This window comes from Halalkalibacter urbisdiaboli, assembly GCF_002156385.1.
Classification (GTDB): domain Bacteria; phylum Bacillota; class Bacilli; order Bacillales; family Bacillaceae_D; genus Halalkalibacter_A; species Halalkalibacter_A urbisdiaboli.
The window spans coordinates 120,621-143,112 of sequence record NZ_MVJM01000002.1; the positions used below are offsets into that span (position 1 = coordinate 120,621).

Below are 22,492 nucleotides of genomic sequence, written 5' to 3' on the forward strand. Positions count from 1 at the left end.
CACTCCTTTCTTATACCTTTGTTGCAACTGGTGCTTTCATGATTTTCGTGCCAACTAATTGACCATTTTCAGATAAAGAGCTTCCTTTTCCGTTCATAATTAATACAGATTGAAGCGTACCTGACAAGCTTTTAATAGCTCCCTTAACCTTTGGAATCATGCCACCATAAATTGTTCCGTCTTCAATATAGTTTTCAATCTCTACCGTTGTTACTTCATCGAGTCGAACGCCATCCTTTAAGATTCCATCAACGTCTGTGACAAAGACTAATTCTTGAGCCCCAAGTGCAAACGCAATCCAAGCAGCAGCACTATCCGCGTTAACATTAAAATGCGTTCCTTCGTTATTCACACCAACTGGAGCAATAACCGGAATATAGGTCTGAGAAATTAGTGAATGTAATAATGCCTCATTAATCTTCACAGGTTCACCAACAAAGCCTAGCTTTGCTTCATCAACGGCTTTTACCTCGATTAACTTCCCATCACAGCCAGATAAACCAATCGCCTGACCGCCTACCTTTTGTATACTTGTGACAAGCTGCTTATTTACTTTCCCACAAAGGACCATCTCGACTGTATTTAAGACATCTGTTGTCGTTTTACGTAAGCCATCAACAAAAACAGACTTAATGTTTAGTTGTTGTAATAACTGATTAATGTCAGGACCGCCACCATGGACAAGAATTGGGTGCTTGCCAGATTTCTTTAGATCAACAATGCTTTGAAAAAAAGAATCAGAAAGCTCTGCTATTGTACTTCCGCCACACTTTATGACTACAATTTCACTCATTTTGTTCCCCTCTCTCCATTCTCTTTAGATCACGTACGGTATCCTGCATTAATCCGAACATAGTCGTACGTCAAGTCACATCCCCATGCTTTACCGAAGCCTTCTCCAACGTGAAGGTCTACTGAAATAAGAACATGCTCTTCTTTCATATAATTCGTCGCTTCCTCCTCAGAAAAAGGAAGAGGACGGCTATTTTCTAATGTTTGAACTGGACCAATCGCAATATCAATTGTATCTGGGTTAATGTCACAGCCACTATAACCAATGGCACAAATGATTCGTCCCCAATTCGCATCTGTACCAAATACGGCTGATTTGACAAGGTCTGAGCCAACAATTTTTTTCGCAATCATACCTGCCTGCTCGTCGTTTTTTGCTCCATTTACTTGTACTTCAATTAATTTCGTTGCACCTTCTCCGTCACGCGCTATTTGTTTTGCTAAAGACTCACATGTTAGCGTTAAAGCTTCATAAAAACGTGACCAATCTGGATGCTTAGGGGTTAATGACTCATGCTCTGCTAATCCAGAGGCCATCACAACAACCATATCATTCGTAGAAGTATCCCCATCAACGGTGATACGGTTAAATGTTTTATTCGTAATTGACGAAAGGGCTTCTTGTAATACGTTTGGTTCAATGACCGCATCAGTCGTCACAAATGAAAGCATCGTTCCCATATTCGGATGAATCATTCCCGATCCTTTAGCTACCCCTGCAACCGAGACACTCTTACCATTTATCTCAACAGTATGACATACACGCTTTTGTGTTGTATCTGTTGTCAAAATTGCTTCATTGAACGCCGTAGCGCCTTCAATCGTTTTTTCGGGCTTGAGCATATCAATACCAGCACGGATTTTATCCATCTGAAGAAATTCACCAATGACCCCAGTAGACGTTACAGCCACATAATGATCCGGAACATTAAAATGCTTCGCACTTAAATGTCTCATTTCATATGCATCTGCCATTCCTTGTTCTCCAGTACATGCATTGGCATTCCCACTATTAACAACAACCGCTTGAACCTTACCTTCTTTCTGAATGCTTTCCTGTGTTACCTTTAATGGAGCTGCTTGTATTTGATTTCTAGTATAAACAGCAGCTGCACTTGCCGGTACGTCACAAATAATGGCTCCAAGGTCTAATCGTTTTCGTTTTACACCTGTATATACACCTATGGCAGAAAACCCTTTTGGTGTCGTAATGCTGCCATCCTCAATTTCTACTACTTGGTTTTCTTCACTTACTATCTTCACTAAAAGACACCTCTCTCTATGGATACACAGGTGAAAAAGTTAGCCCTGCCTCTTCATTCAATCCATTCATAATGTTTAAATTTTGAATCGCTTGCCCTGCTGCCCCTTTTACAACATTATCAATGACTGATACAACCGTAATCCGACCTGTACGCTCATCATAGGTCACACCAATGTCACAGTAGTTACTTCCGAACACTTCTTTTGTTGCTGGATATGCGCCTTCTGGTCGAATCCGCACAAACGTTTCATTCTGATAACTTTCCTTATATAAAGAACGAAGCTTTTCCTCTGTTAGTGGTTGTTTGGCTTTCGCATAAATCGTTGCCATTATCCCTCGTACCATTGGCACAAGATGGGGCTGGAACGTAATTGTCTCTATTGATGAATCCCATGATTGAAGCATTTGTTCAATTTCAGGAATATGTTTGTGTTTATTAATTTGATAGATTTTGAAATTCTCATTCATTTCACTAAAATGAGTAATCGGTGTTGCACTTCTTCCAGCACCCGATGTTCCTGATTTCGCATCAACGATGATGGAGTCGACCTCAATAAGTTGTTCTCTTACGAGTGGTGCTAACCCTAGTAACGTCGCCGTTGGATAACAGCCAGGATTTGAAATAATTTTAGCATTCTTGATTTCCGCCCGATTCCATTCACTTAATCCATATACAGCTTGATTAATAATCGATTGACTAGCTGCTGGTCGTTGATACCAGTTTTCATATACATCGCGATTTCCAAGTCGTAAATCTCCGGATAAATCAATAACTTGACAACCTGCTTTAGCAATGGTCTCTGACCACTCTGCTGATACCCCTGGTGGTGTAGCTAAAAAGACTGCATCAACCTGCTCACCTATTTTTGATGCATTAATCTCCTCAAGGCGCTGCTCATAAATGTTTGTTAAATGTGGATAAGACTCATGAATATGCACACCTTGTTTTGAAGATGAATAAAGAATAACTTCATTCACCTCTGGATGTCCGTTTAGTAAGCGTAATAGCTCAGCTCCGCCGTATCCAGTTGCCCCAACAATACCAATCTTCATTACAATTCCTCTCCATTTCTTGCTCGCTCTAAATTGATCTTGGTTTTCATTATAAAGATGAATAAAAATAAATTCAACTGTATTTTTATTTTATTTTTCTTATTTATATTATTTCTGAAATAAACCTTCCAGAAACGAGCTTTATCGACTGTTTCGAAAGCATTTACGATTATGTAGCCTATTTATTCAAACAAGGACATTCACCCATTTATGCATCTCCCTGTTATCATAAGCGAAGCATTTGTCCGAAGTGAAAAAAAACTTTTTGCAATAGCACAATGTTATATAGGCCACTAACTCATGACTAAAATAGGGTGAGAATATATTATTTGAATACACATTCATAAAAATGTATATGTATAGCTTTAACAATTTCAGAAGCCGATGATGCTTCTAAAAATAAATGGATAAGGTTCGTAAACAATAGCATAAAAATAAAAGGTTGTTCCAAAGGTCAATTTTTCCCTGTTGGAACAACCTACTATAAACTTCTGCATTCATATCTACCTGCTACTATTAAGCTTCAAATGAATGATTGTGATTGTCCTCTTCGTACATTAAAAAGTGGTCGGCAACCGCGTAGATAAAACCTACAATCCCATATAGGATCATCGCCATTCCTACATTTAAATTGTATCCTTCAATAAACCAGTCCACATACATTGCATCGAAAATAAGTGTCCCCCCCCATGCAGCAAGTGTCGTAAACATGACTAGCTTAACAGCTAATATATTTAAAAACTTTTGGATGAAGAGAGTGAGAGGAAAGAAGGTAAGAAAAAACAGAAAAAAACCGAATAGTGCACCTAATCCGACAAGGAACAGACCAAAGTCAAGATGTTCACTTGTTGTGATTTTACTTCCTTCAATGATTTCTAGTAGCCAAAGTGCTAGACCAAATAGAATCGTGAAAAGAATACAAAGCCATACGTAACGTTTAGCATAATCCATTTCGTTCTCCTCCTTTGTTACTAAAACCATTATAGAATTCCTAATTACTTCTCACTTTACACTTCGATAGACTAGAAATAAAACCTCCTACAATTTCATAAGAGTGAGGTGGGCCACCTTTGGAATTACCCTTCTATTTTTTTTGCGCCTTCTCTTGTATCGCTATTAAAGTATAGTAATGTTTAACTGACAATATGTCCTTCATTCGTCTTTTCATTGCATGATTAGTCATTCGATACCCAAGCTCACCAATTAAAATTAACTCGTTTTCCACAGTCAAACATCGTCTCTTTTCGAATTATCAATGCTTCACACCCTACTATGTTCATTATTGCCAAACTAAAATACAGTTCATACATTAGGATGTTATGTCTCTATATCCACAGTGGAGGGCAGGACGTATAATCTTCTTCAAATGGCTTTATTACAGTTTATACATGTTCGTTTTCCAACCTTATAGTGCCGTTTTATCATTTCATTTTTTCGCTGTAACTCAGTCATAATCGTTTCTTGGTTATCGAGTATTTTTGCAAAAATTATGGATTTGGGAGAACGAAAACAAAGAGCACAACATTAGCTGTGCTCTTCATCGATTATTCACTTAGTTCCTTTAGATGTTCATGAATCTTTGAAGAGGTTTCCTCAATCTGTTCTCCCCAATGATCATTAATTTCATGATGAACATAATGCCCATTTTGATCTAGGATACTAAATCCTCGATAAGACAGGTCATCATTTTTCATATTTACGTACTCAATTACCTCCAAGTTTGGATCAGATAATAAAGAGAATGTTAACCCTAATCCGTTCTTCAAAGCTTGACTATCGGAAGAAGATTCCTTACTTATCGCATAAATATCCGCATCTATATCATCAAATAATGCGAGATTCTCTTGCAGCTCAACTAGCTGCATTTGACAAAGTCCTCAGCCAACCTCCGTAAAATGAAATAACACCGTTGCCCGCTCCTTATTCGTTAGCGTAACCTCTTCACCTAAATCGTTTTGAAGTGTTAAGTCTCCCTCTGGTTCTTCGCTTGATGAACCACAACCGGATAAAACGAAAAGAACAGAACAGACACTCAACAAAAGAATGAATAGTTGCTTCTTCATCGTATACATTGTTTCACCTCTCCTATTGAACTGTTTGTTTTAGATCTTTAATAATCCCTTCCTGGTTTGATTGCAGTCCATCATACTTGCGGATAATCTTACCTCCAGGATCTACTAAAAAAAAGCTTGTCGGATGGACAAAATCATCCTCTTCTTCTATATATTGAACCGTTGTTTTAAATGTCTCCATTGCAAAAGTTGCAATTTCTTCATTCGTATAACCGGTAATAAAATTCCAATATTTAAAATTTGCACCTACATTCGTTCCATACGCTTTTAATAGTTCAGGTGTATCTCTCTTAGGGTCGATTGTAAAGGTAACAAACTTCATATCAACTCCCTCATCAAGCATCGCATTTTGAAGGTTTCTCATATTAGGCGTCATAGTCGGACAAACTGAAGGGCAGTTCGTAAAAATCATGTTCGCTAGCCAGTAATGACCACTTAATTGCTCTGTTCCAAAAGCCTCTTCATTTTGATTCACATATTGAAAATCTGGCACTTCCATATCGGCTGCAGAAATATCGAATTCCGAGGAACTGTTGTTTCCCGTTTGGTAAAGCCAACCACAGCCTCCAAGTAATAGGATCGAAAATAAAACAAAAACTACCTTCATATAAAATTCCCTCTCCAATCAACGTTATTTCACAGTAGGGATGTCACTTATCGTAAGGTCCCCGTCCTGCTGCTTTTCCTTCGTTAACCATTGCTTGAATACATAGCCAATCGTTGCCCCATACATTAATTCCTGCATCACTTTCATAAGAACACCAGCAAGCTGTTGATCCATTTGTGGATTTAAAAAGGCAAAAGAGTTTGTGCCATTAAATAGCGACATCGGTACCTCGGCACCAGCTGGTAAGCAATAGGACATCACCGTTTCCCAAATTGTTGGGTCCGTATAGGTTTGATATAAGGGTTGTCCGGCAAAAATAATCAGTGCACAAGCAGGTGTAATTAAAATACCATTGGCAAAAATATAACCAATTCGACGTAAATCTGAGAGCTGAACTGTACTCGGTAGTGGTGCTAACATATGCCACCACATTAACGCGGCCGCAAACAGTAACAAATACTCATATAAGCTATGCAGCACAACAGATTGCATTAACGTATCAAACATAAATGGGACATGATAGAATGAAAACAAACCATTAAACAAAAATAAAGCAATAATCGGGTTCCAAATTACCTTTCCTGACTTCTTAATACTTGTTGGAAGACGCCTAAGAAGTGCTTCATAAACCCAAGTCGGAATCCCAAGTAACAGAAGTGGCGTTGCAACAAAATAAGCGAAAACCATTTGCGTCATATGAAAGGTAATCATCAAGTGACCAGCTACATATAATGGACTTCCCCACCCTAAATACAAAGCAATCAAACCAAAAGTAAAGAAAAGCTTTTGCCTAAGTGAAACGGGATTTCCTATTTTGTGTATCACATAAAAATAAAGCGCGCCAACTAAGACGAGCGGAATAATCAATTCTGGGGTCCACAATGTTCGAAAGCCAAAGCTTGAGAACAATGACTCCATACAAAACTACCTCCTTACAAAACTGTTTACGTATTTTTAGTTCAATACCCTTACTATACCACATCGAACGGTCAATTCTCTTGTTCGAATAAGGAGATTTTGTTACCTATTCTTAATCACGAAAGGATGTATCCAATGGCTGATCCATATTTAATTGCTCTAGACTTAGATGGAACACTATTAACTGATAACAAAACCATTTCCAACAGAACGAAAGAAACGATATCGAAAGCAAGGCAAGCAGGTCATATCGTTGTTATCTCAACTGGACGACCATATCGAGCAAGTATTCAATATTATCAAGAGCTTAACCTTAATACAGCGATTGTAAACTTTAACGGTGCCTTTGTTCATCACCCGTTTGATAGCAGCTTTGGAACCCATCACACACCGTTAGATCTTAAGACCGCGAAAACAATTATAGAGACATGTGAAGCCTTTCAGGTTAGTAATATCATGGTCGAGGTCATTGATGATTTTTACTTACGCTATTTTGACGAGGTCTTTGTTGATGCTTTTACAGCCGGACAAACTCCTGTTGAGCATGGTAATTTACTACATATCCTTAAGGATGACCCCACTTGTGTCCTTATCCATCCCCAAGACCACCATGTTAAAGAGTTAAGACAATTACTTGTTGACGCCCACGCATCGGTTATTGACCAACGTATATGGGGAGCCCCTTGGAATGTAATCGAAGTGATAAAAGCAGGAATGAATAAGGCAGTTGGTCTAAAGAAGGTTGCTGATTTTTACGGAATCCCCCGCGAGCGGATTATCGCTTTCGGTGATGAGGATAATGACTTTGAAATGATTGAATATGCGGGTCAAGGTGTTGCTATGGGAAATGGCATAGCTGAATTAAAAACGCTAGCGAACGCAGTAACAAAGACAAATGAAGAGGATGGAATTTCCATCTATTTAGAGGAAGCATTAAACTTATATTAAGTTGCATGTCCCGTGCAAGAAATGGACACCTTATCTGTGAATACTAAATCAGTGAGGTGCAATCATGAGTAAAAAATCACGTTCAAAGCGTGCAATCCAACAAGGAAAAGATGCAGTCCAGCCAGCTAATGAAACTGAAGGTTTAGAGTCGACATATGTAGAAGATCGTTCTTTAGAACAAGTGGAACGAATGAAGCATACGGAAAACCACCGAGGTGGACGTTCATGAATGATCTCTATCATCAAGCGCGAGAAGCAGTTGCTCGTGCTGAATTACTCTCTTTAGCTGCAGAAACAGACATTCAACGAGAGGCCGTTCAGAAGGAGATATCTCGTGCAAAAACACTCCTTTCCAATGCCTTTGACCAGTTAACGCCGGCAGAGCAAGACCAATTAATGGTTATGCAGGAACATCTACAGTCTATTGGCGATTTTGATTCATATTTATAAAAGCTATTTTAGTCTGAATCCCATTAATCGGGTTCAGACTATATTTTTTCAATTTTTCTAATTATAAAACCTACTACTCTCTTTTCGGCTTTTATGTTACGCTATGTTTATTAAAGTTAGGACGTTAGATTCATAGGAGGATGTAGGAATGGTAAAGGTTTTTGAAGTAACAAAGGATGCAGATGAGGCATTACTTTTGCGAATTGCAGACTTGCTAATGGGACAAATGGAACATATCGGACCACGTGATGCTCACTTGCAGGTTCTAAATACAATAAAATTGGCCATAGAAAATGATTCTCAAGCCTTTATCTATGTCGCGGAAAAAGATGGCCTTATTGTCGGTGCAGCCTTTTTTAATATCGGCATTAGCATCGAAAAAGGTGGTCATTACCTTTGGTTAAATGACTTATTTGTTCATAAAGAGCATCGTAACCAAGGGATCGCGAAAAAGATACTTCTGAAAATCATTTACTGGGCTGAACAGCAAGAGATAAAAGGTATAGAGTTAGAGACAGGGATTAACAATGAAGCGACAAAGTCACTTTATAACTCCCTCGGTTTTTACGACATTATCTCTAAGCGCTATGGCTTTCGCTTTTAGCTTTTCCCAGTACTCCTTATAACATATTTACGTTACGCCTGATGATGGAAACTACCGTTGTCGGGCTTTTTCATTTGAGCCGCCTATTAGCTCTAGGACAACACCGTCTGGCCCTTACAATGTTACCGCTTATAAAAAAAAGTGCCCATTTCACTGATAACTAGGCATTTTGCTTCTTTTTTCTGACTATTCTTCATATGATGTATTAAACCTAAATTTAGCCTTAACTAAAGATGAAACATTGTTTCAGTGTTACCTATCTTAAGAGCCTTCGGATGGTGGAGCAGACAAAGGAGTGAGCAAACTCATGAGGGATGCTTATGTAGAGGTGGAGTTTTCAGATGTTTATATTGAACTAACGAAACCAGCACTTCATCAGTTTATCAAGAGAATGATGAGTCACGATTACTCACTATTTTGGCGTTATGATGAGCAGACGATTTATTTAATGATTGAACTTGAGGATTCAGTACACGAACTCCCCTTCATTCGAAACGCCGAGTTTCTAACCTTAGCTGCTGAGAGCCTGCACATTTACGACGACATTCTTGCTAGTTCACTAGAAAAGCTACTGCAGCATGAGAAAGGCAATGGTATTGTTAAACGCGCAACGGATGGCCCTCTCTATATTACATCATACCAAGCGGGGGACATCGAATCTATGATTGAAATTGATGGGAGTGAAAAGGTCATGATGAACCGAAACGGATCGATGATTCAGTACAAGGATGATGGTAAGTCACTTGAGCCTCGCACCATTTTCAATATGATGAATCTTGAAATTGATTATGTGTTAATGGAATTGCATGAAGCCTTGCTAGATTCCGATGATTCTCAGATTGAAACCCATAAACGAAAACTAAAAAAGCTGATTTCCAGACGTGAACAAGTCAAACAGCTTCTTTAAAGCATCCATTTATTTCGTCGCATTAGACGACGAAAAAAGCAAGCACATGTTGTGCTTGCATTTTTTCGGGACTGTTACGCACTCTTTCGATAATCCCCTACTGATTCATCTACTTCAATTTCCAACTTCAACTTTTTCTTAGCCTCCAGTGTAAATAGGACAATAACAACCGCTGTTCCGACAGCAGCAACCGCATAGGATACTGGCATCGATAACCCAAACCCAATTTGAGCATTAGCGATATACGTAAAGGTTACCATTGTCATAAATGCAGCTGGAATACTTGAGATCCAGTGATTCTTTCGAGCAAGGATTAAATACATAGCTCCAACCCATAATGCAATCATTGCTGTAGATTGGTTTGCCCATGAGAAGTAACGCCATAATAAATTAAAATCAATCGTTGTTAAGAAAATTGAAATTGCAAACATCGGCAATGCAATATAGAAACGATTTTGAACCTTCTTTTGGGCAATGTTAAAGTAGTCAGCGATAATCATCCGTGCACTTCTAAATGCTGTATCACCAGACGTAATTGGAAGAACAATAACTCCGATAATCGCAAGCGTTCCACCAATTGCACCTAACATTGTTAGCGAGACATGAGACACAACTGCAGCCGGACCTCCTTCTGCAATCAGTGCATTTAAATCTGTACCATTAAATAAACTCATCGCAGCAGCTGCCCAGATCATAGCAATAATAGCCTCTGTAATCATCATTCCGTAAAAAATGCCTCGACCGCTTTTTTCACGCATTGTAGTACGAGAAATAATTGGTGACTGCGTTGCATGGAAGCCAGATAAAGCTCCACAAGAAATTGTTAAAAAGAGCAATGGGAAAATCGCCAAGCCCCCTGGATGCATATTTGTAAATGTTAGTTCAGGAATTGGTGCACCAGTAACAACTAAGCCACCTCCAACACCAATTGCACTGATTAATAAAAGCGCACCTAAAACCGGGTAAACCTTACCAATCACTTTATCAATTGGTAGCATTGTCGCTAAAATATAATAAACAAAAATAGCAAAAACAATCATTCCCATCGTAACCCAGCCAGGTGTTAAGCCTTGAATTAATGCAGCAGGTGCACTAACAAATACAGTACCTACAAGTAGAAGTAGTAAAACCGCGAATGCGTTTACAATATGTCTCATAGCGTTCCCGAGAAACTTTCCAGCAAGCTCAGGTAAATGGGCACCCTTGTTTCGAATTGAAATCATACCAGTTAAATAATCATGAACAGCACCGGCAAAAATAGCGCCAATAACAATCCAAATAAAAGCAACAGGGCCATACAAAGCTCCCATAATTGGACCGAAAATTGGGCCTACACCTGCAATATTTAAAAGCTGAATAAGTGAATTTCGTTTTTTCCCCATTGGGATATAGTCCACACCGTCCTGTTGAACGTAAGCTGGTGTTGGACGGTCTTCCTTTACACCAAAAACCTTTTCAACGAATTTGCCATACGTAAAATAACCGATAACTAAAAGGATAATCGCAACTGTAAACGTTATCATTTCTATCCACCTCTTTCGGTATTAGTCTTTTATCATTTTAACATCGTTAAAAAAGTGATAGGTTAAATGCTGTTTATCATGTTAATATTTATGATTTACATGCTCATTTAGAAGAGTAACATGCTATAATTCTAAACGCTCGCGCAGCTCCTTTACGTACATCCGACTAGCTGGGATTTCCTCTTCAATCCCTTTCATTTTAATTTGATAAGCTCCGTTAAACCATGGGATAAGCTCATCAATTTCAGCTACATTGACAAGATAGCTTTTATGCGTTTGAAAAAACGAATAGCCTTGAAGCTTTTGCTTCATCTCTTTTAATGGTGTCTTTACATGATAGCAATGCTCCCTCGTACAAATAACAGTTTCTCGCTCCTGCCGAAACAAATAAAGAATCGATTGCGGTTGAATATACCGTATTCGTCCCTCATCCTCAACTGCCAGTCTCGTCAGCTTCATTTCGGTTTGTTGACTACCTTCCTTCTCTCCCTGGTCCTTCATTAATCTAATTTGAGCTCTTACACGTTCAAGTGTTTCCCGAAGTTCCTGCTCCTCAAAAGGCTTTAGTAGATAGTCGATCGCTTTAATACGGAATGCTTTTGCAGCATAATCGGGATACGCAGTAGCAAAGACGATATTTGGAACATGCTTTCCTTTTGCTATAAGCTCCGCTAACTCCATCCCTGTCATTCTTGGCATATCGATGTCCAAAAATAACAAGTCCACTTCATGTTCGTACAATAATTTTAACGCTTTCTCACCTGAATCTGCCTCAGCAACTAATTCAATATCATTATGCTGTTCGAGCAAATGACGTAATTCATTACGACTATGAATCTCATCGTCGATAATGATCGTTCTTATCTTGAAGTTCAAAATCGCGATACCTCCTTTATCTTTCTAGATCAATCGTCCATACTGTTCCAACATCTTTTTCACTCGTTAATTCAAATGAATAGCGTTCACCATACATCATATCTAAGCGTCGTTTCACATTGTACAACCCTATTCCTGTACCTGTTTCAGATGTAACAGGTGATTCAAATAGCTGTTTTAATCGTTCTTGACTCATTCCAATACCATTATCAAGTATTTGAACACGAACCCCTTTCGGTTGTTTTTTTATTCTAATCCTTAATTGACACTCTCCTACATGATCCTTCAGCCCGTGCTTCATTGCATTTTCGACGATTGGCTGTAATGTCATCGGGGGAACAATCGCATCTAATACTAGCTGATCAACTTCATAAATAATTGATAGCCTGTCAGAAAATCGTGTTTCTTCAATAAGCAAATAGGCTTTTACGTGAGCTAACTCCTCTTCTAAACTAGCCTCCGTTTTATTCACACCACTTAAATTTTGCCTAAAGAAACGAGATAATGAAATTAATAATTGACGAGCTTTAGCCGGGTCTGTACGAATTAACGAAACAATCGTATTCAGAGCATTAAATAAGAAATGAGGGTGAACCTGGGCCTGTGGCGCTTTGATTTCGGCTTGTTTGGCTAGCTCTAAATGTCGATCCATTTCTGATAGCTCTAATTGGTGGCTAAGAAGTGTTGCAAGTCCTTTACTTAACTCAATTGTCGTCTCCGTCCTTTCCTTTTCCGTACGGAAATAAAACTTTAACGTCCCGATCGTCTCATGATTTTGCTTCAATGGTGCTATAACGGCGGCACGTAGCGGAAAGTTCTCTTCTTCGTTAAAGATATCATCCTCATTTGCTAGCTTTAATGTTCCTGTTTTCAACACTTCTTTCGTAGCCAATGTTTGGATGATTGGATTGTTTTGATGTCGCCACTTTCCTACCCCTACAAACGCTAACACCTCTTTACGATTGGTCATTGAAACCGCTGCTACATCAATCTCCTTTAGCAAGATCGAACAGGTTGCTTGCGCAGATTCTTTAGACAATCCTTTTCTCATATGCTTCAAAGTCTGATCAGCAAGTCGTAATGCTCGCTGAGCCTGGATCGTCCCCATCCTTTCCTCTTCAGATACGACGTTTCGAATGATTAAAATAAACAGCGCTGCTCCTATCCCATTGGCAAAAATCATCGGAAGACCTATACCTGAAACAAGTGACCATGCTTGTTCAAACGGTCTAGCGATCCCTAAAATAATAAACATTTGCACTGCCTCAGCTACCATTCCAACAACAAGGGCCGTTTGCCAAGAAATCATTCGTTGGTTTTCATTTCGCTTATAAAAATAACCTGCAATGGCGCCTGCAACAACGGTTGAAATTCCACAGGCTAAATCGGAGAAACCACCGAGAGTAAAGCGATGAAAGCCAGCTAATAAACCAGCCCCTATCCCTACCTTCCAACCACCTAAAAGTCCTGCTACAACAATTCCTACTACCCGTGAATTCGCAATCGCCTCATTATCTTGAAGGGTTAATGTCCAGCGACTATAGACACCTCCCTCTGTATCGACAGCAAGTCCCGTATACGTACCAATAATCCCAAAACAGCCAAATATAATCACAACAGCTAACCGCTGCCAAAAAGAAATATCCTTTTGTTCAATAATACTTCTCACAAAAGAAAACCGAGTCATTATAAACGCAACTGTCACAATAATCGCTAGGCGTTCAAGCATGACAAGCAACAGCTCCCACATCTCTTTAACCTCCTATCTACTATTCATGACTCGAATTTGGATAATAAATGAGCATCGTAAACGTACAAGCTTCTTTCTGATTATTTCCGTAGCGATGGTATGCTTGGTCTGTCACGAAATGGATCGCCTGACCCTTTTCAAGCGTGTAACTCTGTTCATTAATATATAATGTTAGCTCGCCCTCTTCTACAACAATGTATTCTTCAACCCCACGTGTATGAGGCTCTGAATGGTGTTCGCAACCAGGCTCTAATTGCACCGAAAAAATCTCAAATGGTTTGTTAAACGGTTTCAAAAATAGCGGATAAACCTTAAATGACTCTTGCTCCTCCGTAATTGGCTCAATGTTTCTACGATCAACAACTGTCACATTAGGCTTTTCCTCCTCTAAAAAGGCTGTAAATGAGACATTTAATCCTTTAGCTATTTTCCATAATGTACTTACAGTTGGATTGGATTCGCCTCGTTCAATTTGGCCAAGCATTGGTTTACTTACACCCGTTTGTTTAGCAAGCTGGTCCAAGCTCCAGTTTCGCTCAAAGCGAAGTTGTTTAAGTTTTTCACCAATCATTTGAGATAATTGTTCCTTATCCATAAAAAACTCCTTGTCGTTTTACTTGAAATGCAATACAATCGTATCATATAACATACATATGTATTATATGGAATCCAAAACGAACATTATTTTTCATTTTAACATAGTCAAAAAGGAGCGTTTCGAAAATGGCAACAACTGCTATCACTCAACATAAAACACCTTTTGTTTACGGCTTGCTTACAGGTAGTAGCATTGCAATAGGCTACCTCCCAGCAGCACTTACTTTTGGATTACTTGCAAAAAGTACAGGGTTGTCCTTTCTCGAGACCGTTGCCATGAGTTTGTTTGTTTATGCTGGAGCTGCACAATATATGGCTTTAAATTTAATTGCATTAGGTACAGGTGCATTTGAAATCATTTTTACTACTTTCATCGTAAACATTCGGCATCTACTTATGAGCGCCTCCGTCAGCGAACGGGTTGAACATGATCACCCAATCATTAAAGCGATCTATTCTTTCGGCATCACAGATGAAGTTTTTGCTGTGACAAGTACCCAAGAGGGAACCGTGAAAACAGGCTTTGTCTTTGGTGTTGCGAGTATTGCCTATGTCAGTTGGGTAATAAACTCAGCAATAGGCTATCTTGCTGGCAGCGCTCTTCCAGAGACATTGCAACAAAGTATGGCCATTGCATTATATGCCATGTTTATTGCTTTACTTATACCTTCATTAAAAAAACAGCGAAAAGTACTGTTCTTGGCAGCAAGTGCTGCACTTTTTAACAGCATCTTTTCATTTTTTATCCCGAGCGGGTGGTCGATTATTTTAGCAACATTATTATCATCGATCGGAATTGAACTCATTACAAGGAGGCGACACGAATGACGTTTACAATGATTTGGGTTATTGTAGGAATGGCTGTTGTTACTTATATTCCGCGAATGCTCCCCCTCGTTTTCATGAATGCCCAAACAATTCCTGTTTGGCTACAGGCCATTTTGAGAAACGTTCCTTATGCAGCACTTGGAGCGCTCATCTTCCCTGGAGTGTTAACTGTTCACGATAACCCCGCATTCGGTATCATTGGTGCGCTTGTCGCGATTACAGTTGCATTTTTAGGTGCTAATCTAATTATCGTTGTTTTGAGTAGCATCGTTGCCCTAAGCATTTTATCCCTTTTCATCTAACATACCAATCGTTTCCATTTATAATTTCCAAAAGGATGAGCCAAACTACTATTGATAAGTTTGGCTTATCATATTTTAATTAGAGGGGGCACCTTCACATGGGAAAAAAGAAGAAAAAGCAACTAGGCGCAAACGATGAAGTTGAATTCTCAAGAGAACTAGCCGACCAAGACGATCTTGAAGCAATGGAACGAATGGATGAAGCTGATAATCGTGCGGCAAAACGTAAAAAGAAAAAAAAATAGCCATTATTACAGACTCAGCTTGATAACTGCATATCTTGCTGAGTCTTTTTTATTTTTTTCTTTTCATTAATAAGCTTGGTAATACGATAATCCAAGCGAAAATAAACAGAAGATTATTTTTCCAATTTTCCTTTAATGTTTTTTTAATATCATCCCATCCATAATTCATTCTAGCTGCGGTTAAAATGGTAAAGGCCAACCATATGTTAAATCCAATTGAAAAATATACAATCAATAACTTGCTCATTATGCAAATCACCTTTCTGCTTTGTTAACTAAAAGAGAACAGACTAACAAAGCCTGTTCTCTCATTTTAACATCAATCGATATTAAAGGTAAAAAGCATAATAATCTTATTGAAGGTTAAACCTAAATTATTCACCTAAATCAACATTGTGGTACACTTGCTGAACATCCTCTAAATCCTCAAGTGCATCAATTAATTTCTCAAACTGCTCTTGTGCATCCTCAGGCAGAGCTACATCATTTTGTGCGAGCATCGTTAACTCAGCAACAGAAAAGTCCGTAATCCCAGCACTCTTAAACGCTTCCTGGACAGCATGAAATTGCTCAGGATCGGCATATACAATCACGGTCTCTTCTTCTTCGATAATATCACGTGCATCAACATCGGCCTCCATTAACAACTCAAGAACCTCATCTGCTGATTTCCCTTCAATGCCAATAACAGTCGTCGCATCAAACATATAAGCAACGGAACCACTTACTCCCATGTTGCCTCCGTTTTTATTAAAAGCGGAACGAACTTCGGCTGCAGTACGGTTAACATTGTTCGTTAAAGCATCTACGATAACCATAGACCCATTAGGGCCAAAGCCTTCATAGCGAAGCTCATCGTAGTTTTCTTCGGAACCACCCTTCGCTTTTTCAATGGCTCTATCAATAATTGTTTTCGGAACACTATATGTTTTTGCGCGCTCAAGTACTACTTTTAATGCGCGATTTGATTCAGGATCTGGTTCCCCTTGTTTTGCTGCAACATAGATCTCACGTCCAAATTTAGCATATATTCGACTCGTATTTGCGTCCTTTGATGCTTTCTTCTCTTTAATATTATTCCATTTACGTCCCATATAAACACTCACTCTCCATCAAACTCTTATAAAAATAAAGTAATCTGCTTACACAACCACTATTATACATTACTTCGGCATGTTGTTTCGAGTTTAACTATCTATCTCTTATGTATTTTTCATCAAAATAGGGGCAATCTCTAAAGCTTAAAGCGTGCAAGGCTGTGCCCAAAGGTTAAAAAACAACCTTTTGGCACAGCCTCTAAATGTATATTTTAACCTTTAATTCCTTCAAGCCAGTCTTTGTAGCAATCATAGCAAAGAGGCTTTTCAACATGCTCATTTTGTTGTATAAATTGTGCGTGATACACATCTTCAGTTGTGTCTTGGCAATAAAAGCATTGCTCATCCATCTTTCAATCCCCCTAAATGATAAGCTTGTTTATATCTTCTGCATTGTTTCGTAAAAATACGAAGGAAATTATATGACAAGCTTGTAAAATATTCATTTAAAAAAGATGAAGAGGGTGTTTTTTTATTCTTACTTTATGTTCAAAATAATCATGAATCATTGAACCGGCAGACTCACAAAAACGCGCAGAATTATGGTCTAAATTCTTCAGGAGAAATGGTTCCAACTATACTCTTTTTCTGACTCGAATAAATTGATTGAATTACACCTGCTACAATTTCCTGATGAGTTAACCATCTTGATGTTTGATTTTCAATTTTAAAACCAAGCTGCACTTGTTGATAATAACAATCACCTGGTAACAGAATGCTATTTTGGATTATCTCCATGTTTACTTGACTACTTAGCACATGAATAAGCGTCCAATTTTTCTCACAACAGAGCAAATGAAGCAAGCTATTTAAGGCACTAACTTCTGGATGAATCCACGCGACTACTAGCGAGAATCGACCATTATTGTTGACTGTATCGTCCAGTTCTTCCTTGAGCTTTTCCTTATCGTTATAATCAACTACAAGTGGTCTCAACTTCCCCGTTCCCCGTGAGATCAATTGCATCATTCTTTCCTTTCTCCGTCCAATTACGGACACTTTATAGCCGTTATTAACAAGCCATATTGACACATCGGCTAGCATTCCAGTTCCTCCAACAACTAATGCATGCTTCACTTTTATCACCTCAAAAAGTAAACCTCTTTTTCACCTAAATTTTACACAAGATGATAATTTTTAAAAATTATTGTTGCTTTTTTTTTATGTAGTATATACAATAACAAACGTAATATGATAATGAGAATCACAATCAATTAGAAGAGGGGATACTTTATGTCTACTACATACTTTTCAAAGAGAATGTTTTTTAGCCTTTTTGCAGCTGTAATGTTGCTCGCTCTAGTTCTTACTGGATGCGGTGGTAAAGAAACAAACGAACCTGTTGAGGAAGAAATAAGTTCAGAAGAAGAAACACAAGTTGAAGACAATGCAACTGAAGTCGAGTCAGAAACAAGAGAAGTTACACATGCTATGGGAACAGCAACCATTGAAGGCACACCAAAAACAATTGTTACCCTATATCAAGGGGCAACAGATGCCGCAGTTGCTTTGGGCGTTAAGCCTGCTGGTGTTGTTGAATCTTGGGTACAAGTACCAATATATGATTACTTAAAAGCCGACTTAGATGGTGTAACCATCGTAGGTCAAGAGACACAACCTAACTTAGAGGAAATTGCCAAGCTTAAGCCTGATTTAATCATTGCTTCCAAGCTACGTCATGAAGAAATTTACGAACAATTAGCTGAGATTGCTCCAACTGTTGCTCACGAAACAGTGTTTGAATTTAAGGGAACGGTTGAATTAATGGGGCAAGCTTTAAATATGGAAGAAGAAGCTACTGAATTATTAGCAAATTGGGACGAAAGAGTTGCTGACTTCCAAGCGAAGGCATCAGAAAAATTAGGCGATGAATGGCCTGTAAATGCGTCAATTCTTAACTTCAGAGCTGATCATGCTCGAATTTACTTTACTGGATTTGCTGGCTCTATATTAGAGGAGTTAGGCTTTACTCGTCCAGAAAATCAACAAAGCGACGAATGGGGCGTACAATTAACAGATAAAGAAAGCATTCCAGAAATGAATGCAGACGTCTTCTACATTTTTAACGAAGATGATGAAGCTGTTAAGAAATCATTTGAAGATTGGACGAATCACCCACTTTGGGCAAATCTTGATGCCGTTAAAAATGAGAAAGTATTCATGGTTGATGAAGTAACATGGAATATGGCCGGTGGAATTATTGCAGCAAACCTAATGTTAGATGATATCTATGATCGTTTTGAACTTGAAAAATAAACTTATAGTTGGGAGGGAGAAGCGTATATTCTTCTCCCTTTTCTTACTTTGTTACATTTTAAGGAATAGAGAGGAAAAACATGAAGAAGCTATTTTCTTACTTACCAAAAGGAATTGGATTAATAATCGTTTTTTTCCTATTCATCCTATCCTTCAGCCTAAGTGTATCTCTAGGGAAGACGTCAATCCCCCTTACCACTGTTATTGATGCATTTATTTATTATGATGAGACGAATACTGAGCACCTGATTATTACTACCTCTCGTTTAACTAGAGCTGTAATTGCTGCTGTGATTGGAGCAAGCCTAGCGATTGCAGGGGCACTCATGCAAGCATTGACAAGAAATCCCTTAGCTTCCCCTGATATTTTTGGGATTAATGCGGGCGCCCTATTTTTTATCGTCTGTTCTGCTACCTTTTTTTCATTAACCTCCCTTGTTCATTATATGTGGATTGGTTTTTTAGGAGCAGCAGTTGCAGGAATCTTAGTTTATATTCTTGGCTCATTTGGAAGAGACGGACTCTCTCCTATAAAAATTGTTTTAGCAGGAGCAGCCATTACCGCTCTATTTGTTTCATTTACTCAAGGATTACTAGTCATTGATGAACAAAATATGCAAAGTATTTTATTTTGGTTAGCAGGCTCGGTAGCTGGTCGCTCATTAGACATGCTTACTCCAATACTCCCGTTCATATTGGGAGCAGGAATCATCTCTTTATTTTTAGGTCGAGCTGTCAATATCCTCCTTACAGGTGATGATGTTGCCAAAAGCTTAGGACAACGAACGATTATAATAAAGATCATGATTGGAATTGTAACGGTTTTTCTAGCAGGAGGCTCCGTTGCAATTGGTGGCGCAATCGGTTTTATTGGCTTAATTGTTCCACATATCGTCCGCGGCCTAATCGGGATTGATTACCGCTGGGTCATACCGTACAGTGCATGTATTGGGGCTACGTTATTGCTATTAGCGGACATCGGTGCTCGCTTTGTCATCATGCCACAGGAAATGCCAATCGGTGTTATGACTGCTCTTATCGGTACACCATTTTTTATTTATATTGCGCGTAAAGGGGTGACGAAAGATGCATAGCCCTTTTGTATTTAGAACTAAATCAGGCAAAATCTCTTTTCAACTAGATTTGAAAATTGTCATCTTTACGCTACTTTTTCTATGTTTAACTGTCCTTCTCTTCTTTCTTGCAATATCGATTGGTAGCTCGTGGATTCACCCTATTACTGTTTTAAGCCATTTGCTTGGATTTGGAAATGGCGAGCATGATTATGTCATTAACACACTTCGGCTCCCTCGGGTTATCCTTTCACTTATGGTTGGTGCAGCATTAGGGGTATCTGGGTTAATTTTGCAGGGGATTGTTCGAAACCCACTTGCCTCCCCTGACATTCTAGGTATTACAGGGGGCGCATCGGTTGGTGCCATTATTTTTCTTGTTACGTTAGGTGGGGTTGTTAGTATTAGTTGGCTTCCAATTGCAGCTATTACCGGGGCAGGACTCGTTTCACTATTAATCTATGTTCTTTCTTGGAAAAGAGGGGTTACCCCAATACGTCTCGTGTTGATCGGTATTGGAGTTGCAGCTGGAATGAGTGCACTCACAACGATGATGATCGTTTTAAGTGAAATGACCGTGGCAACAAAGGCCTATATTTGGATGACCGGCAGTATTTATGGAGCTAACTGGACGGATGTGTATGGTTTACTTCCTTGGCTCTTAATCCTCCTTCCTATTTCGTACTTTTTCTCGAGAACGATGAACGTAAAAGAACTAGGTGATGAGATTGCTACTGGATTAGGAATCAAGGTTCAGCTTTGCCGAACACTTTTACTATTTTTAAGTGTGGCACTCGCTGGTTCAGCGGTTGCTTTTGCTGGCGGCATTGGCTTTGTTGGCTTAATTGCACCTCATATTGCAAAAAAGCTAATTGGACACTCGTTTTCTGGTTTAATTCCATTAACGGCCATAATTGGTGGGATAATCGTGTTAATAGCTGATGTTGTTGCTAGAACAGCCTTTTTACCGTTAGATATTCCAGCTGGAGTGTTTACAGCTGGAATTGGAGCTCCATTTTTCATTTATTTATTATTTAGTAAGAGGAACATATAGAAAAAGATGGTGTCCCAAAAAAGTCCTATTTTCGACGTTTTTTTGGGACACCATTTAATGAGCGAATTTACCTTTAGCTTTATGCGATTTCAATGCGGTTTCTTCCATTCGCTTTTGCCAAGTACAATGCTTTATCAGCTTGTTCAATGACTTCTTCTAATGTTCCATCACCATTAGCGTAACTAATCCCGATAGATATTGTCACTTTCTGATTCGGCTGAGTTTTTTCTCCGTAAAAAACAAACTCTTCTACCTTGCTCCTTAATTGTTCTGTCAATGTTAAAGTCATATCTGGAGACCGTGAAGTATCAAAGTAAATAATAAATTCCTCACCGCCATACCTTGCAAAAATTGCTTTGTCACTCATATTTTCTTCTAAAATCTGACCGATTATTTTTAACACGACATCACCAGCCTGGTGCCCGTTTGTGTCATTGTATTGTTTGAAATAATCAACATCGAACATGGCAATAGCTAGCTTTTTTTTTGAATTCATGCGTTTTCGAACCTGCTCTTTAAAGCAACGAATATTTGGTATTTGAGTTAAATCGTCGTTATTGGAGATAAACTCCAGCTCAATTTTCTGTTGAGACGCACGATTAAAATCATTAATCATTAAACACATTCCTAAAACAGCAAACGTATGAAATATCATCATTAGGAAAACGATGGGAAACGTAGCCGGTGTTGTCAAAAGGATTAACGTGCCTTGAATGATTTCGAATAACATAAGAACAGAAATGATTTTCTTCATATTAATAAGCGTTTCGCACGCTTTAAATTTTCCAATACTATGAATCATATGAAACAGTGAACCTATGAAGAAAGGGAGAAAAACCCCTTGTGTAATTCCTTGAATGACAGTAGGTCCGCCCAACGAAAAGCGATAAATCGTCGTCGGAATAATGGCAACCAACCCGACTTGCCATCCACCAATATATGATACTAATAATAAAGGAGCACTTCTTAAATCTAAACGAACACCTTCAAATTGAAATGGGATAAACATCATAACCCAAATCGATATAAAACAAAAAAATAGCGGAATGATTAGCTTATTAAAAAAAGATGCAGAAATTCTTCCTATTAAAAAAGATTGTAGTTTCAACCCTAAAAATACAAAAGTAACGATAAAAGCCATATTTTCAAAAAATGTATAAAACATCAAATGCATCAAAAATTACCCCTTAGGAAAATATCCTATTAACTATACCAAACTTATTTAATATGTCTAGGGGGAGAAATGTGAATGTTTCAAGAAAATATGACTTACCTC

The 22,492-nt window shown here is 38.6% G+C and carries 29 protein-coding genes; 11 read left to right on the forward strand and 18 right to left on the reverse strand.

Annotated elements, in window-relative coordinates; translation table 11 throughout:
- Nucleotides 1-10: 10 nt before the first annotated feature.
- The 9 genes from argB to ctaG all read right to left on the reverse strand — a co-directional run bounded on the left by argB (nucleotide 11) and on the right by ctaG (nucleotide 6,706).
- Nucleotides 11-793 (reverse strand): acetylglutamate kinase, encoded by a 783-nt coding sequence (gene argB, locus B1R93_RS08475; protein WP_207634139.1) that lies wholly within the window; start codon nucleotides 791-793, stop codon nucleotides 11-13.
- Nucleotides 794-822: 29 nt separating this feature from the next.
- The gene (gene argJ / locus B1R93_RS08480; protein WP_088103552.1) at nucleotides 823-2,055 is read right to left on the reverse strand and encodes a bifunctional ornithine acetyltransferase/N-acetylglutamate synthase; all 1,233 of its coding nucleotides are present in this window, start codon (nucleotides 2,053-2,055) and stop codon (nucleotides 823-825) included.
- A 16-nt stretch (nucleotides 2,056-2,071) separates the two neighbouring features.
- On the reverse strand, nucleotides 2,072-3,109 hold the full coding sequence (gene argC / locus B1R93_RS08485; protein ID WP_088103553.1) for an N-acetyl-gamma-glutamyl-phosphate reductase: 1,038 nt from the start codon (nucleotides 3,107-3,109) through the stop codon (nucleotides 2,072-2,074).
- 516 nt (nucleotides 3,110-3,625) lie between these two features.
- Nucleotides 3,626-4,060, reverse strand: a complete 435-nt coding sequence (locus tag B1R93_RS08490) for a hypothetical protein (RefSeq protein ID WP_088103554.1) — start codon at nucleotides 4,058-4,060, stop codon at nucleotides 3,626-3,628.
- A 133-nt stretch (nucleotides 4,061-4,193) separates the two neighbouring features.
- Entirely contained in the window at nucleotides 4,194-4,340 is a 147-nt protein-coding gene (locus B1R93_RS22970; RefSeq protein WP_165763772.1) for a hypothetical protein, read from the reverse strand.
- A 313-nt stretch (nucleotides 4,341-4,653) separates the two neighbouring features.
- The gene (locus B1R93_RS08495; protein ID WP_088103555.1) at nucleotides 4,654-4,974 is read right to left on the reverse strand and encodes a redoxin domain-containing protein; all 321 of its coding nucleotides are present in this window, start codon (nucleotides 4,972-4,974) and stop codon (nucleotides 4,654-4,656) included.
- A 12-nt stretch (nucleotides 4,975-4,986) separates the two neighbouring features.
- The gene (locus B1R93_RS08500; protein ID WP_088103556.1) at nucleotides 4,987-5,181 is read right to left on the reverse strand and encodes a hypothetical protein; all 195 of its coding nucleotides are present in this window, start codon (nucleotides 5,179-5,181) and stop codon (nucleotides 4,987-4,989) included.
- Nucleotides 5,182-5,194: 13 nt separating this feature from the next.
- On the reverse strand, nucleotides 5,195-5,788 hold the full coding sequence (locus B1R93_RS08505) for an SCO family protein (protein ID WP_088103557.1): 594 nt from the start codon (nucleotides 5,786-5,788) through the stop codon (nucleotides 5,195-5,197).
- A 24-nt stretch (nucleotides 5,789-5,812) separates the two neighbouring features.
- Nucleotides 5,813-6,706, reverse strand: coding sequence for a cytochrome c oxidase assembly factor CtaG (gene ctaG, locus B1R93_RS08510; RefSeq protein ID WP_088103558.1), 894 nt, complete (start codon nucleotides 6,704-6,706; stop codon nucleotides 5,813-5,815).
- A gap of 135 nt (nucleotides 6,707-6,841) precedes the next feature.
- Here ctaG and B1R93_RS08515 point away from each other — a divergent pair, with 135 nt between their 5' ends.
- The 5 genes from B1R93_RS08515 (at nucleotide 6,842) to B1R93_RS08530 (ending at nucleotide 9,615) form a co-directional block, all read left to right on the forward strand.
- Nucleotides 6,842-7,654 (forward strand): Cof-type HAD-IIB family hydrolase, encoded by an 813-nt coding sequence (locus tag B1R93_RS08515; RefSeq protein ID WP_088103559.1) that lies wholly within the window; start codon nucleotides 6,842-6,844, stop codon nucleotides 7,652-7,654.
- 64 nt (nucleotides 7,655-7,718) lie between these two features.
- Nucleotides 7,719-7,883, forward strand: coding sequence for a hypothetical protein (locus B1R93_RS22975; RefSeq protein ID WP_165763773.1), 165 nt, complete (start codon nucleotides 7,719-7,721; stop codon nucleotides 7,881-7,883).
- A complete protein-coding gene (locus tag B1R93_RS08520) occupies nucleotides 7,880-8,104 on the forward strand; it encodes a DUF3813 family protein (RefSeq protein ID WP_088103560.1) in 225 nt (74 codons plus the stop codon). The genes B1R93_RS22975 and B1R93_RS08520 overlap by 4 nt, the downstream gene beginning before the upstream one ends.
- A 148-nt stretch (nucleotides 8,105-8,252) precedes the next feature.
- The gene (locus B1R93_RS08525) at nucleotides 8,253-8,708 is read left to right on the forward strand and encodes a GNAT family N-acetyltransferase (protein WP_088103561.1); all 456 of its coding nucleotides are present in this window, start codon (nucleotides 8,253-8,255) and stop codon (nucleotides 8,706-8,708) included.
- Nucleotides 8,709-9,015: 307 nt separating this feature from the next.
- Complete coding sequence (locus tag B1R93_RS08530; protein WP_088103562.1) at nucleotides 9,016-9,615, forward strand: hypothetical protein; 600 nt, start codon at nucleotides 9,016-9,018, stop codon at nucleotides 9,613-9,615.
- Nucleotides 9,616-9,689: 74 nt separating this feature from the next.
- Here the strand turns inward: B1R93_RS08530 and B1R93_RS08535 are convergent, their stop codons facing one another.
- The 4 genes from B1R93_RS08535 to B1R93_RS08550 form a co-directional block, all read right to left on the reverse strand.
- On the reverse strand, nucleotides 9,690-11,138 hold the full coding sequence (locus B1R93_RS08535) for a carbon starvation CstA family protein (protein WP_088103563.1): 1,449 nt from the start codon (nucleotides 11,136-11,138) through the stop codon (nucleotides 9,690-9,692).
- A 123-nt stretch (nucleotides 11,139-11,261) separates the two neighbouring features.
- The gene (locus B1R93_RS08540; protein WP_088103564.1) at nucleotides 11,262-12,014 is read right to left on the reverse strand and encodes a LytR/AlgR family response regulator transcription factor; all 753 of its coding nucleotides are present in this window, start codon (nucleotides 12,012-12,014) and stop codon (nucleotides 11,262-11,264) included.
- A gap of 16 nt (nucleotides 12,015-12,030) precedes the next feature.
- On the reverse strand, nucleotides 12,031-13,764 hold the full coding sequence (locus tag B1R93_RS08545; protein ID WP_088103565.1) for a sensor histidine kinase: 1,734 nt from the start codon (nucleotides 13,762-13,764) through the stop codon (nucleotides 12,031-12,033).
- Between the two features lie 19 nt (nucleotides 13,765-13,783).
- Entirely contained in the window at nucleotides 13,784-14,359 is a 576-nt protein-coding gene (locus B1R93_RS08550; protein ID WP_088103566.1) for a helix-turn-helix domain-containing protein, read from the reverse strand.
- A gap of 128 nt (nucleotides 14,360-14,487) precedes the next feature.
- On the opposite strand from B1R93_RS08550, the gene B1R93_RS08555 reads away from it, so the two are divergent.
- From B1R93_RS08555 to B1R93_RS08565, 3 genes are all read left to right on the forward strand, one after another.
- Nucleotides 14,488-15,189, forward strand: coding sequence for an AzlC family ABC transporter permease (locus B1R93_RS08555; protein ID WP_088103567.1), 702 nt, complete (start codon nucleotides 14,488-14,490; stop codon nucleotides 15,187-15,189).
- Nucleotides 15,186-15,491, forward strand: coding sequence for an AzlD domain-containing protein (locus B1R93_RS08560; protein ID WP_088103568.1), 306 nt, complete (start codon nucleotides 15,186-15,188; stop codon nucleotides 15,489-15,491). The genes B1R93_RS08555 and B1R93_RS08560 overlap by 4 nt, the downstream gene beginning before the upstream one ends.
- A 98-nt stretch (nucleotides 15,492-15,589) precedes the next feature.
- Complete coding sequence (locus B1R93_RS08565) at nucleotides 15,590-15,736, forward strand: YfhD family protein (protein ID WP_088103569.1); 147 nt, start codon at nucleotides 15,590-15,592, stop codon at nucleotides 15,734-15,736.
- Nucleotides 15,737-15,785: 49 nt separating this feature from the next.
- Here the strand turns inward: B1R93_RS08565 and B1R93_RS08570 are convergent, their stop codons facing one another.
- The 4 genes from B1R93_RS08570 to B1R93_RS08580 form a co-directional block, all read right to left on the reverse strand.
- Nucleotides 15,786-15,983, reverse strand: coding sequence for a hypothetical protein (locus tag B1R93_RS08570; protein WP_088103570.1), 198 nt, complete (start codon nucleotides 15,981-15,983; stop codon nucleotides 15,786-15,788).
- Between the two features lie 127 nt (nucleotides 15,984-16,110).
- Nucleotides 16,111-16,830 (reverse strand): YebC/PmpR family DNA-binding transcriptional regulator, encoded by a 720-nt coding sequence (locus B1R93_RS08575; RefSeq protein WP_088103571.1) that lies wholly within the window; start codon nucleotides 16,828-16,830, stop codon nucleotides 16,111-16,113.
- Nucleotides 16,831-17,045: 215 nt separating this feature from the next.
- A complete protein-coding gene (locus tag B1R93_RS22980) occupies nucleotides 17,046-17,183 on the reverse strand; it encodes a hypothetical protein (protein WP_165763774.1) in 138 nt (45 codons plus the stop codon).
- Between the two features lie 190 nt (nucleotides 17,184-17,373).
- Nucleotides 17,374-17,910, reverse strand: a complete 537-nt coding sequence (locus B1R93_RS08580; RefSeq protein ID WP_245308243.1) for a Rossmann-fold NAD(P)-binding domain-containing protein — start codon at nucleotides 17,908-17,910, stop codon at nucleotides 17,374-17,376.
- 156 nt (nucleotides 17,911-18,066) lie between these two features.
- Here B1R93_RS08580 and B1R93_RS08585 point away from each other — a divergent pair, with 156 nt between their 5' ends.
- From B1R93_RS08585 to B1R93_RS08595, 3 genes are all read left to right on the forward strand, one after another.
- Nucleotides 18,067-19,089 (forward strand): ABC transporter substrate-binding protein, encoded by a 1,023-nt coding sequence (locus B1R93_RS08585; protein ID WP_088103572.1) that lies wholly within the window; start codon nucleotides 18,067-18,069, stop codon nucleotides 19,087-19,089.
- Nucleotides 19,090-19,169: 80 nt separating this feature from the next.
- Nucleotides 19,170-20,183: a FecCD family ABC transporter permease gene (locus B1R93_RS08590; RefSeq protein ID WP_088103573.1), complete on the forward strand. Its 1,014-nt coding sequence runs from the start codon at nucleotides 19,170-19,172 to the stop codon at nucleotides 20,181-20,183.
- On the forward strand, nucleotides 20,176-21,216 hold the full coding sequence (locus B1R93_RS08595) for a FecCD family ABC transporter permease (RefSeq protein WP_088103574.1): 1,041 nt from the start codon (nucleotides 20,176-20,178) through the stop codon (nucleotides 21,214-21,216). The genes B1R93_RS08590 and B1R93_RS08595 overlap by 8 nt, the downstream gene beginning before the upstream one ends.
- Before the next feature lie 79 nt (nucleotides 21,217-21,295).
- On the opposite strand, the gene B1R93_RS08600 is transcribed toward B1R93_RS08595, so the two are convergent.
- Nucleotides 21,296-22,390 carry a diguanylate cyclase gene (locus B1R93_RS08600; protein WP_088103575.1) on the reverse strand — a complete coding sequence of 365 codons (1,095 nt, stop codon included), beginning with the start codon at nucleotides 22,388-22,390 and terminating at the stop codon, nucleotides 21,296-21,298.
- Nucleotides 22,391-22,492: the final 102 nt, after the last annotated feature.

Excerpts from the sequence above, each read along its gene's own strand:
- argB (WP_207634139.1), bottom strand. The coding sequence starts at position 793 with ATGAGTGAAATTGTAGTCATAAAGTGTGGCGGAAGTACAATAGCAGAG.
- argC (WP_088103553.1), bottom strand. The coding sequence starts at position 3,109 with ATGAAGATTGGTATTGTTGGGGCAACTGGATACGGCGGAGCTGAGCTA.
- B1R93_RS08490 (WP_088103554.1), bottom strand. The coding sequence starts at position 4,060 with ATGGATTATGCTAAACGTTACGTATGGCTTTGTATTCTTTTCACGATT.
- B1R93_RS08495 (WP_088103555.1), bottom strand. The coding sequence starts at position 4,974 with ATGCAGCTAGTTGAGCTGCAAGAGAATCTCGCATTATTTGATGATATA.
- B1R93_RS08500 (WP_088103556.1), bottom strand. The coding sequence starts at position 5,181 with ATGTATACGATGAAGAAGCAACTATTCATTCTTTTGTTGAGTGTCTGT.
- B1R93_RS08505 (WP_088103557.1), bottom strand. The coding sequence starts at position 5,788 with ATGAAGGTAGTTTTTGTTTTATTTTCGATCCTATTACTTGGAGGCTGT.
- ctaG (WP_088103558.1), bottom strand. The coding sequence starts at position 6,706 with ATGGAGTCATTGTTCTCAAGCTTTGGCTTTCGAACATTGTGGACCCCA.
- B1R93_RS08515 (WP_088103559.1), top strand. The coding sequence starts at position 6,842 with ATGGCTGATCCATATTTAATTGCTCTAGACTTAGATGGAACACTATTA.
- B1R93_RS22975 (WP_165763773.1), top strand. The coding sequence starts at position 7,719 with ATGAGTAAAAAATCACGTTCAAAGCGTGCAATCCAACAAGGAAAAGAT.
- B1R93_RS08520 (WP_088103560.1), top strand. The coding sequence starts at position 7,880 with ATGAATGATCTCTATCATCAAGCGCGAGAAGCAGTTGCTCGTGCTGAA.
- B1R93_RS08525 (WP_088103561.1), top strand. The coding sequence starts at position 8,253 with ATGGTAAAGGTTTTTGAAGTAACAAAGGATGCAGATGAGGCATTACTT.
- B1R93_RS08530 (WP_088103562.1), top strand. The coding sequence starts at position 9,016 with ATGAGGGATGCTTATGTAGAGGTGGAGTTTTCAGATGTTTATATTGAA.
- B1R93_RS08535 (WP_088103563.1), bottom strand. The coding sequence starts at position 11,138 with ATGATAACGTTTACAGTTGCGATTATCCTTTTAGTTATCGGTTATTTT.
- B1R93_RS08545 (WP_088103565.1), bottom strand. The coding sequence starts at position 13,764 with ATGTGGGAGCTGTTGCTTGTCATGCTTGAACGCCTAGCGATTATTGTG.
- B1R93_RS08550 (WP_088103566.1), bottom strand. The coding sequence starts at position 14,359 with ATGGATAAGGAACAATTATCTCAAATGATTGGTGAAAAACTTAAACAA.
- B1R93_RS08555 (WP_088103567.1), top strand. The coding sequence starts at position 14,488 with ATGGCAACAACTGCTATCACTCAACATAAAACACCTTTTGTTTACGGC.
- B1R93_RS08560 (WP_088103568.1), top strand. The coding sequence starts at position 15,186 with ATGACGTTTACAATGATTTGGGTTATTGTAGGAATGGCTGTTGTTACT.
- B1R93_RS08565 (WP_088103569.1), top strand. The coding sequence starts at position 15,590 with ATGGGAAAAAAGAAGAAAAAGCAACTAGGCGCAAACGATGAAGTTGAA.
- B1R93_RS08570 (WP_088103570.1), bottom strand. The coding sequence starts at position 15,983 with ATGAGCAAGTTATTGATTGTATATTTTTCAATTGGATTTAACATATGG.
- B1R93_RS08575 (WP_088103571.1), bottom strand. The coding sequence starts at position 16,830 with ATGGGACGTAAATGGAATAATATTAAAGAGAAGAAAGCATCAAAGGAC.
- B1R93_RS22980 (WP_165763774.1), bottom strand. The coding sequence starts at position 17,183 with ATGGATGAGCAATGCTTTTATTGCCAAGACACAACTGAAGATGTGTAT.
- B1R93_RS08585 (WP_088103572.1), top strand. The coding sequence starts at position 18,067 with ATGTCTACTACATACTTTTCAAAGAGAATGTTTTTTAGCCTTTTTGCA.
- B1R93_RS08590 (WP_088103573.1), top strand. The coding sequence starts at position 19,170 with ATGAAGAAGCTATTTTCTTACTTACCAAAAGGAATTGGATTAATAATC.
- B1R93_RS08595 (WP_088103574.1), top strand. The coding sequence starts at position 20,176 with ATGCATAGCCCTTTTGTATTTAGAACTAAATCAGGCAAAATCTCTTTT.
- B1R93_RS08600 (WP_088103575.1), bottom strand. The coding sequence starts at position 22,390 with ATGCATTTGATGTTTTATACATTTTTTGAAAATATGGCTTTTATCGTT.